The organism is Chloroflexota bacterium (assembly GCA_026389585.1).
In the GTDB taxonomy this organism is placed as follows: domain Bacteria; phylum Chloroflexota; class Dehalococcoidia; order UBA2247; family RBG-13-53-26; genus JAPLHP01.
Genome location: JAPLHP010000073.1, coordinates 1 through 9,737, shown reverse-complemented (window position 1 = coordinate 9,737; position 9,737 = coordinate 1). Strand labels below are relative to the sequence as shown.

The following is a 9,737-nucleotide window of genomic DNA, read 5'->3' as shown; positions in this document are numbered from 1 at the left end:
CCGGCCCCCATCCACCTCTCTCCCATCTTGTTCAAGCCCATTAGCCTCTTCTGTTCCTTCCTGTTCAATGTCACCGTCTCCTTCATAGGGTGACATTTTCCCTGAACGCTTAACCCCTGTCATAATCGTAGAACATCCACAGGGGGCCAGTAAGCACTATTGACAAATCCTTCTTTTGACATGACAATAGGTGATTGTTAACAGAAATCCTTTTTTGGTCATAGCGTTGCAGAGGTCGCTGGTTCAGATTTATTGTTACCTTAACTGGAAGGTATATTTGAATTTGACTCAGCGCAACAGCAGACTGTGAACCTCTCGTGCCCTGACGGCAGAGAGGTTCCTAATTTAAGTCAGAATGGGGATGAACCAAATGTCTGATAATAAGTCAAAACTGGAGACGATGCGCCATTCAGCATCTCATGTCATGGCCGAGGCAGTGAAAGAACTTTTCCCTGAAGCAAAATTGGGCATAGGTCCAGCCACTGAGGACGGTTTCTACTACGACTTCGACCTGCCCCGTCCGCTTGTCCCAGAAGACCTACCTGCTATTGAAGAGGGTATGAGAAGGGTGATCGCTGCACATTTGCCTTTCATCAGGGAAGAGGCAGATAAGGGGAAAGCACGTCAACTATTCGCCTCGCAGCCCTACAAACTGGAACTGATCAATGACCTTCCAGATGAGTCAGTCAGCATCTATCGCCATGGTTCATTTGTTGATCTCTGCCGTGGTCCTCACCTGAACTCTACCGGTCAAATCGGTCCTTTCAAACTGCTGAGCATCGCCGGAGCCTATTGGCGCGGGGATGAGCACCGACCAATGCTGCAGCGAATCTACGGCACAGCCTTCGATACTCAGGCAGAGCTCGATGAACACTTGAGGAGGCTCGCTGAGATTGAGGCCCGTGATCACCGCCGGCTGGTCAAGCAGCTCGACTTAATCAGTTTCCATGAGGAGGCCGGGGCAGGATTGGCCTACTGGCATCCCAAGGGTGGGCTGATGCGGGTGCTGATAGAAGACTACTGGCGGAAGCAGCACCTGGAAGGCGGCTACGACATCGTGTTTACACCCCACATCGGCCGGGCGCACCTGTGGAAGACTTCAGGTCACCTGGACTTCTACAAGGAAAGCATGTATTCGCCGATGGAGATCGACGAACAGGAGTATTACGTCAAGCCGATGAACTGCCCGTTCCACATCATGATCTACAAGTCAAGGCTGCGTTCGTACCGCGAATTGCCACTGCGCTGGGCCGAGCTCGGAACTGTCTACCGCTATGAACGGAGCGGCACACTGCACGGGCTTCTCAGAGTGCGGGGCTTCACCCAGGACGATGCACATATCTTCTGTACCCCGGAGCAGATTGAGGATGAGATCCTGCGAGTACTGGACTTCAGCCTCAGTATGCTGCGTGCCTTTGGTTTCGAGGAGTACAAGGTAGAACTGAGCGTGCGCGATCCTCAGAACCTGGGAAAGTACGTGGGCAGCGATGCCATGTGGCAACAGGCGGAGGGCTCTTTACTCAAGGCGTTGGAAGCCCGAAACCTGCCACATGAGCGGAAAGAAGGCGAAGCCGTATTCTATGGGCCCAAGATTGATATAAAGATCAAGGACGTCCTAGGGCGCGCGTGGCAGTGTTCGACTATCCAGTTCGATTTCACTGAACCTGAGCGATTCGACATGACTTTCATTGGCGAGGACGGGAAGGAACGGCGGCCTTATATGGTTCACCGTGCTCTCCTGGGGAGCCTGGAGCGCTTTTTTGGAGTGCTGGTCGAGCACTATGGCGGAGCGTTCCCGGTATGGCTAGCGCCTGTTCAGGCAATGATCATCCCCATCTCGGACCGGCACACCGACTATGCCCGAAAGGTGGAAGCTGAGTTGAAAGCCGAAGGCCTTCGTATCCAGGTTGATGTACGCCCTGAAAGGATGAACTACAAGATTCGCGAGGCCCAGTTGCAGAAGATTCCCTATATGCTAGTGGTTGGCGACAAAGAAGCGGCTGCTGCCAGTGTCTCGGTGCGCCTGCGCAACGGCGAAGACCTCGGTAAACAGTCGGTAGCAGAATTCAAGGCCATGGCCAAGTCTGACATACAGGCCAAGAAATAGACTCAGGTTGGGCCTGAGCAGGTCTTTAGGCACAAACGTCAGGGTATCCAGTGAGAGACATCTCAAGGAGGGGATATGGCTACTAGGACTCCAAAGAAGGCCGGAGACGCCAGGGAAAATGTGTTCAGGGTGGTGAAGGAACGGGATGTCAAGTTCATCAGGATGTGGTTCACCGATATCCTGGGTTTTCTGAAGAGCTTCTCCGTTACGGTGGAGGAACTCGAAAGGGCGTTTGACGAAGGATTGGGCTTTGACGGTTCATCTGTTGAGGGATTTGTCCGCATTGACGAGAGTGACATGATAGCTCGGCCTGATCCCAATACGTTCTCGATCGTCCCCTGGAGACCACTGGAGCATGCTACTGCCAAGATGTTCTGTGACATCTACTGGCCTAATGGACAACCCTTCGAAGGTGATCCCCGGTTTGTGCTGAAAAGGAACTTGAAGAGGGCAGCCGACAAGGGCCTTACCTGCTACGTGGGGCCAGAATTGGAGTACTTTTACTTCCGCAGCAATGAGGATACCACCGTTTTGGACAGGGGTGGTTATTTCGATGTGACACCTCCTAACGTGGCCAGCGAATTGAGAAGGCAGACGATACTCACTCTGGAGGAGATGGGCATCGGCGTCGAATACGCACACCATGAGGCCGCTCCCAGCCAGCACGAGATAGACCTGAGGTATACGGATGCCTTGACCATGGCTGACCATGTCATGACCTACCGGACTACCGTGAAGGAAATTGCTCAGAAGCATGGTGTATATGCCACGTTTATGCCCAAGCCTATCGGGAAAGTCAATGGCAGTGGCATGCACGTACACATATCGCTATTCAGAGGTGACCGGAATGCGTTCTTTGACAAGAACGACGTCTACCATCTATCGAAGGTAGGAAAATGCTTCCTGGCTGGATTGTTGAAACATGCCCCAGAGATCACCGCGGTCACCAGTCAGTGGGTCAACTCCTATAAGCGGCTGGTTCCAGGCTATGAAGCACCGGTCTACGTTACCTGGGCGTGCCGCAATCGCTCCGACCTTATCCGGATTCCCCAGTATCAACCTGGAAGAGAGAAGGCCACCAGAATCGAATTCCGCTCGCCAGACCCGGCATGCAACCCCTATCTCTGCTTCAGCGTCATACTGGCAGCAGGACTGGAGGGGATTGAGAAGGAGTACCCCCTGCCGAAGCCGGCGGAAGAGAACGTCTATGAGCTGAAGCCGGAGGAGCGAGAAAAGAGGGGCATAAGGATGCTGCCTGGAAGTCTGGCTGAAGCCATTGAGCTAGCTGAAGGCAGCAAACTGGTGAGGAAAGCCCTGGGTGATCACGTTTTTAACAGCTTTATCCAGAACAAGAAGATTGAATGGGATCTCTACAGGACGGAGGTCACTGACTACGAACTGAAGAGATATCTGCCCATCCTCTAAGATCGGAGCTGAGACCGTAGTTCAGTGCTTGGCTCTATAGTTGGCTCACAACTTCAAGAAGCCCACCAGTAGTCCAAAGCCAATTAGACCGCTTTCAGAAAAGATGTGACAGGCGCATCAATCTGCCTCATCTCCTCAGGTACTCTTTCAGTGGCTTAACATTGAAAGCATGATTGCTGCTCGCCATGGCTTCCACTGCCACCCGGGCTGTGTCCAGGGAAGTAAAGCAAGGGATGCGCTTCTCTGCAGCAGCTCGGCGTATGGCGAACCCATCCCGTAGTGGAGTACGCGCTCCGGTGATAGTATTGATGACACCATCAACCCAGCCTTCCCTTATGACATCCACCACATTGGGATGCCCTTCACTGAGCTTTTTGGTGATCTGCTTTACCGGCAGTCCCTCCTTTTCAATCATTAATGCTGTGCCCTCGGTCGCATAAAGCTCGTAGCCAGCTCCCACAAGTCTCCTGATGGTTGGCAGCGACTCAGACTTGTCTCGGTCAGCAATACTTAGAAGGATTGCGCCCTTGGAAGGTAACATGAGGCCAGCTGCCATGAGTGACTTTGCCAGTGCCGCTTCGAAAGTGTAGTCGATACCCATCACTTCGCCGGTGGACTTCATCTCTGGGCCAAGGTACGTATCCACCCCTACCAATTTCGACATAGAGAAGACCGGTGCCTTTATACCCACCAACTTCTGTTTTCTCCAGAGACCCGTTTCGTAGCCCTGTTCCCGAAGTGATCTCCCAGCCATGACTTTGGTGGCTATTTTGACCACGGGAACTCCAGTGACCTTAGAGATGAAGGGAATCGTACGACTGGCACGGGGATTCACCTCTAATACATAGACTGTGAAACGATCTGCCTCCCGCATTATGATAGACTGAACATTCATCAAGCCTTTGACCTGAAGGCCCAGGCCAATGCGCACTGCATGATCCACCAGGGTACTCACCTCCAGATCCTTCAACCCCAGCCCTGGATACACTGTCATCGCATCTCCGCTGTGTACCCCAGCTCTCTCTATATGCTCCATAACGCCCGGGATGAGCACCCTCTCCCCATCACAAATCGCATCCACCTCCACTTCCTTGCCTTCCAGATACTTGTCGACAAGGACTGGGTGCTTGGTTCCCAACTTCAGTGCCTCTTCCATATAGAGAGCAAGTTCTGAGTCATTGTGCGCAATCTCCATTGCTCTGCCCCCAAGGACATAGCTGGGACGAACCAATACCGGATAACCAATCAACCGCGCCACACTTTCAGCCCCTTCCAGGGTTGTAGCAGCGCCACCAGGCGGCTGGGGGATACCCAGGCGATCCAAGAACTCCTCAAAACGGCGACGGTCTTCGGCCATGTCGATGGTTTCAGCACTGGAACCGATGATAGGCATCCCGCTACGAGCCAGGGGCTCACTCAAGTTAATCGCCGTTTGACCACCAAACTGCACTATGGATGGCATGAGCCTGCTGCCAACACTCGATTCATCTACGGCTGATCCGGACGTTCTCGTGCCGTTCTCGTTCTCCAGGATGTCCCTCACACTCTCCTCATCCAGTGCCTCGAAGTAAAGGCGATCACTTGTGTCGAAATCAGTGGAGACGGTCTCCGGATTAGAGTTGATCACGATACTGGCAAAACCTGCTTCTTGGAGGGCCCAAGCCGAATGCACGCTACAGTAGTCAAATTCAATGCCCTGCCCTATACGGATGGGCCCACTACCAATGACAACAGCCTTCTGCATCGCCAAAGGTTCGGCTTCGTTCTCTGTCTCATAGCTGCTGTAGAAATATGGAGTAGAAGCCTCGAACTCAGCGGCACAAGTATCAACCATTTTGTAAACGGGCCTCATGTTCCAATCATGGCGGACCTGGCGGATCTGCTCAGGCAGTCTATCGGCCAAAGTTCCGACCTGTTCATCGGAGAACCCTAGCCGCTTTGCTTCCCAAAGTAACTCCGGGGTCAGTATCTCGGACAAGAGACGCCTCTCCATTTCCACTATGTTGCCCATTTTGTAGATGAACCAAGGATCGATTCCGCTGCGCTGCGCTAGTTCCTTCGGAACAGCCCCGCGACGCAATGCAGCCATAATTACCCAGAGCCTCGTGTCATGTGAGTGCAACGGATAAGCTTCAGGGTTATCACCCCAACTACGATCCTCCCAGAGTAGCGATCGGCCACCAAGTTCGAGCGAGCGAACTGCCTTCTGCAAGGCTGCTTCAAAGCATCGATCAATAGCCATAACTTCTCCGGTGGCCTTCATCTGACTACCCGTGGTACGGTCTCCGGCAGCAAATTTGTCAAAAGGCCAGCGGGGGATTTTCACTACACAGTAGTCCAGGGCTGGTTCAAAAGCCGCCCTGGTTTTCCCAGTCACCATGTTGGAAATCTCGTCTAACCGTTTACCTACGGCTATCTTGGTAGCTACGCGAGCAATAGGGTACCCCGTGGCCTTACTGGCCAGAGCTGAGCTGCGGCTCACTCTGGGATTGACCTCAATCACATAGTAGGTGATACCCACCTCTCCAGATGACCACTTCTCAGCTACTACTGGGCCGGGAGCCAGGGCAAACTGAATATTACACCCCCCCTCAATGCCAAGAGCACGGATGATCTTGATGCTGGCCGATCTCAGCATCTGATACTCCCCATCAGAAAGTGTCTGGCTGGGAGCAACCACAATGCTATCTCCCGTATGTACCCCCATCGGATCGATGTTCTCCATGTTGCAGATGATGATGCAGTTATCGGAGGCATCCCGCATCACCTCGTATTCAATCTCCTTCCAACCCAGGAGGCACTTCTCAACAAGTACCTCATGGCTGAGGCTAGCAGACAAGCCAGCGGCTACAATGCTTCTCAATTCGTCTGAGGTATGCGCAATGCCTCCTCCGCTTCCCCCAAGAGTATAGGAAGGACGAACTATCAGAGGCAGGCCAATTGTTTCCGCAAATTTCAATGCTTCCTCAACCGAATCGACAGTGACGCTTATTGGCACCGGTTCTCCAATATCCACCAGCAACTGTTTGAAAAGTGACCGTTCCTCTGCCTTCTTAATGGTCTCTAAGGGCGTGCCCAATAGATGCACATTGTATTTGTCCAGGATGCCGGCATCAGCCAGCTCTACAGCAAGATTCAACCCGGTCTGCCCGCCCAGGGTTGCCAAGAGCCCATCAGGCCGCTCCCTCTCAATGATGCGGGCGATCACGCCCACTTCCAGAGGCTCGACATAGACCACATCGGCAATGCCCTCGTCCGTCATGATGGTAGCAGGGTTGGAGTTGACCAAAATAGATGTTACCCCCTCCTCACGGAGGGCCTTACACGCCTGGGTACCAGCATAATCGAACTCTGCCGCCTGTCCGATGATGATGGGGCCTGATCCTATTATCAGTACCTTCTTAATATCGTTTCGTCGCGGCACCAAGACTCCTTCCCATAAGAATGTGCGCCCATTCTGTGGTGTTCACTTGCTTTCCCTGGCCATCTGTAAGAACCGGTCAAAGAGATAGATACTGTCCTGAGGACCGGGCGATGCCTCGGAGTGATACTGGATGGACAGTATGGGAAGGTCCCGGTGACAGAGCCCCTCCACAGTCCCGTCGTTCAGGTTGATGTGGCTGACCTCCAGTCCCCCCGTCAGAGTGTCGGCATCCACAGCATAGCCGTGGTTCTGGGCAGCGACGTATACCCTGCCAGTTTTGACATCGCGCACGGGATGATTGCCACCCCGATGGCCGAACTTGAGCTTGAACGTCCTGGCTCCAAAGGCCTGGCCGACAAGCTGCTCTCCCAGGCAGATGCCCATAATGGGTTTCACCCCCACCACCTTGCTTACGGTCTCGACTATGTAGCCAAGCAGAGCAGGATCGCCCGGACCCGGTGAAAACAGGACGCCATCGGGCTCCAGACTGAGAATCTGCTGAGCGGAGTAAGTACAAGGGACAACAGTTACTTTGCATCCCAGACGCCGCAGGATACGGAGAATGTTATATTTCAGACCACAGTCGACGACCACAATGTGAGTCACATCATCAACTTCCCCCTGTGCCGGTTCCCATTGGTAGGTATCCTTGGTGCTAATACCTTTGACAAAATCGACGTTATCGTAGCGGGGCTGGCCTCGAAGCCGCGCCAGAACATCCTCAGGAGATTGGTCACAGGCTATAGCTCCCATCATTACTCCACGAGACCTCAGGTGCCTAGTGAGTGCTCGCGTATCCACGCCATAGACTGCCGGCACGCCACTATTCTCCAGGAATTGATGCAGGGTCATGTTGCTCTGCCAGTGACTGGGCTCCTGACATTGATCTCGAACCACAAAGCCGCGCACCCGGATGCGCGCTGATTCGAAGTTAGAATCATTGATGCCATAGTTCCCGATGAGCGGGTAGGTGAGAACGAGTATCTGCCCGGCATATGACGGATCGGTGAGCATCTCCTGGTAGCCAGTCATACTGGTATTGAAGACAACCTCACCATAAGCGAAAGCCTCTGCTCCGAAGGAATTACCCTCATAGACCGAGCCATCTTCCAACACCAGGATCGCCTTTCTATTAGTCATCTGGATTCCTCGCCATCACCCGTCCTTTGAACCCTCATCCCATCGCAGCATTGTTCCTTTCCTTGGAAACGCAAAGGCTTGGGGGTCAACCATCTATTCGAGATCCAATAAGGGCTGACAATTCCAGTTTTCGCTTGTGAGAGTTCGCCGCATGTCACCAGAGAATACAATCACTTCTTGAGCACATAAAAAAACCTCCTGCCACACTGGCAAGAGGTTTTTTGTTTTGTCCCTCTCGTATTCCCTAGAGCCTTCGTACAAGACCACTTCCCTTGCCAGCCTCACTGGGCTGACTTAAAGGTTCTATCGTTGCAAGCTATTAGGTCACCGTGGGAGCAGATCTACCAGAACCGCCCTCAGTTCCCACTGGTCTGAAATAATAGCATGTCTTTGATGCCTTCTGCAAATGGCTACAGATTCGCAGTCGGCCTATAATTTCCAAAAGCTCGCCAGAAGTCCAAAGTCAATCAGACCGCTTTCGGAAAAATTGTCGACCTCGACCCCTGCCTCCACCGCTGCCGCCACAGGGTTGAGCCCCCCGATGAGTACCATGCCAATGCGATTCAAGCCCAGCGCAATCTGGCAGACGGGCTCGCTGGTATTGCCCAGAACATAGACTCCACCAATACCAACCTCTTTCAGTTTAGAGATTGTTTCCTCAACGACGGACCTCGATGGGGCTGGCAACTCCCGAAAATTGGCCAGTATCTTGCCGCTACCGGTTCTGGCTGCTTCGCCCACGCTGGTCATCTTGGCACGTATATACTGCTCTGATGGATCAAGGGACGTGCCATCGTAGTTGATTATGGCGACGAAGCGCCTTGGTTTCGAGTTCTTTATTTCGAGCACACCACCAAATCTGGATTCTACAGGGACACCGGCCTTCAGTAGTACCCCGTTTATAGTCACGCTGCACACTGTTGCCAGACCCATCTTGCCGCTGGGTATGACTACGTTGCCCAGTTTCTCACCCCCAGAGGCTACTACCACAAGGTCACTCACGCATAGCCCAGCCTTGAATACCTCTCTCATAGCCGCCAGGGCCTTCTTGAACTTGTCCTGGCTGAAGATTGAAGTGTTGATAACCACCTGTCCGGTCCGCTTACCGGGATTGAACGTGGTCTGGAAAGCCAAGAGATCGAGTCTATCCAGGACGAAGCCAATTTGATCTGGCGCCAGCGCTACCTCTAATTCATTGAGTCCCTGGGCAGTGATCATCCTGCCATCACGCCCTGCAGGCTGCGTATAGCCTCGCTCATCCGTCATCCTCAAGTGGTATCTGACCGCTCTCTCGCTCAGGGAAACTCCGTAGCGCTCGAGCTGTCGGGCTATGGTGATCGATCCCAGTGGCTCGCTGGACTCACTGAGAACCTTCAGGATTGACATGATCTTCTTTTCGGTATCGGAACCAGCACCTTGTACCATATGAAATACTCCTAAAAAAGCTGGTTGACATTATAGCACCTCCACTTGAAAAGCCAAATACTCGATGAGGATTCGTGTGGATGTTCTACGATTATGACAGGGGTTAAGCGTTCAGGGAAAATGTCACCCTATGAAGGAGACGGTGACATTGAACAGGAAGGAACAGAAGAGGCTAATGGGCTTGAACAAGATGGGAGAGAGGTGGATGGGGGCCGG

Annotated in this window: 5 protein-coding genes; 2 read left to right on the top strand and 3 right to left on the bottom strand. The window is 53.1% G+C overall.

Annotated elements, in window-relative coordinates; translation table 11 throughout:
- Positions 1-361: 361 nt before the first annotated feature.
- Together thrS and NTZ04_06025 are read left to right on the top strand one after the other, a co-directional pair.
- Complete coding sequence (thrS, locus tag NTZ04_06030) at positions 362-2,107, top strand: threonine--tRNA ligase (protein MCX5991870.1); 1,746 nt, start codon at positions 362-364, stop codon at positions 2,105-2,107.
- Between the two features lie 75 nt (positions 2,108-2,182).
- Complete coding sequence (locus NTZ04_06025) at positions 2,183-3,532, top strand: glutamine synthetase family protein (GenBank protein MCX5991869.1); 1,350 nt, start codon at positions 2,183-2,185, stop codon at positions 3,530-3,532.
- 127 nt (positions 3,533-3,659) lie between these two features.
- On the opposite strand, the gene carB is transcribed toward NTZ04_06025, so the two are convergent.
- The 3 genes from carB to NTZ04_06010 form a co-directional block, all read right to left on the bottom strand.
- Complete coding sequence (gene carB, locus NTZ04_06020) at positions 3,660-6,956, bottom strand: carbamoyl-phosphate synthase large subunit (GenBank protein ID MCX5991868.1); 3,297 nt, start codon at positions 6,954-6,956, stop codon at positions 3,660-3,662.
- 42 nt (positions 6,957-6,998) lie between these two features.
- The gene (carA, locus tag NTZ04_06015) at positions 6,999-8,096 is read right to left on the bottom strand and encodes a glutamine-hydrolyzing carbamoyl-phosphate synthase small subunit (protein MCX5991867.1); all 1,098 of its coding nucleotides are present in this window, start codon (positions 8,094-8,096) and stop codon (positions 6,999-7,001) included.
- A gap of 429 nt (positions 8,097-8,525) precedes the next feature.
- A complete protein-coding gene (locus NTZ04_06010; GenBank protein MCX5991866.1) occupies positions 8,526-9,521 on the bottom strand; it encodes an NrpR regulatory domain-containing protein in 996 nt (331 codons plus the stop codon).
- Positions 9,522-9,737 lie beyond the last annotated feature (216 nt).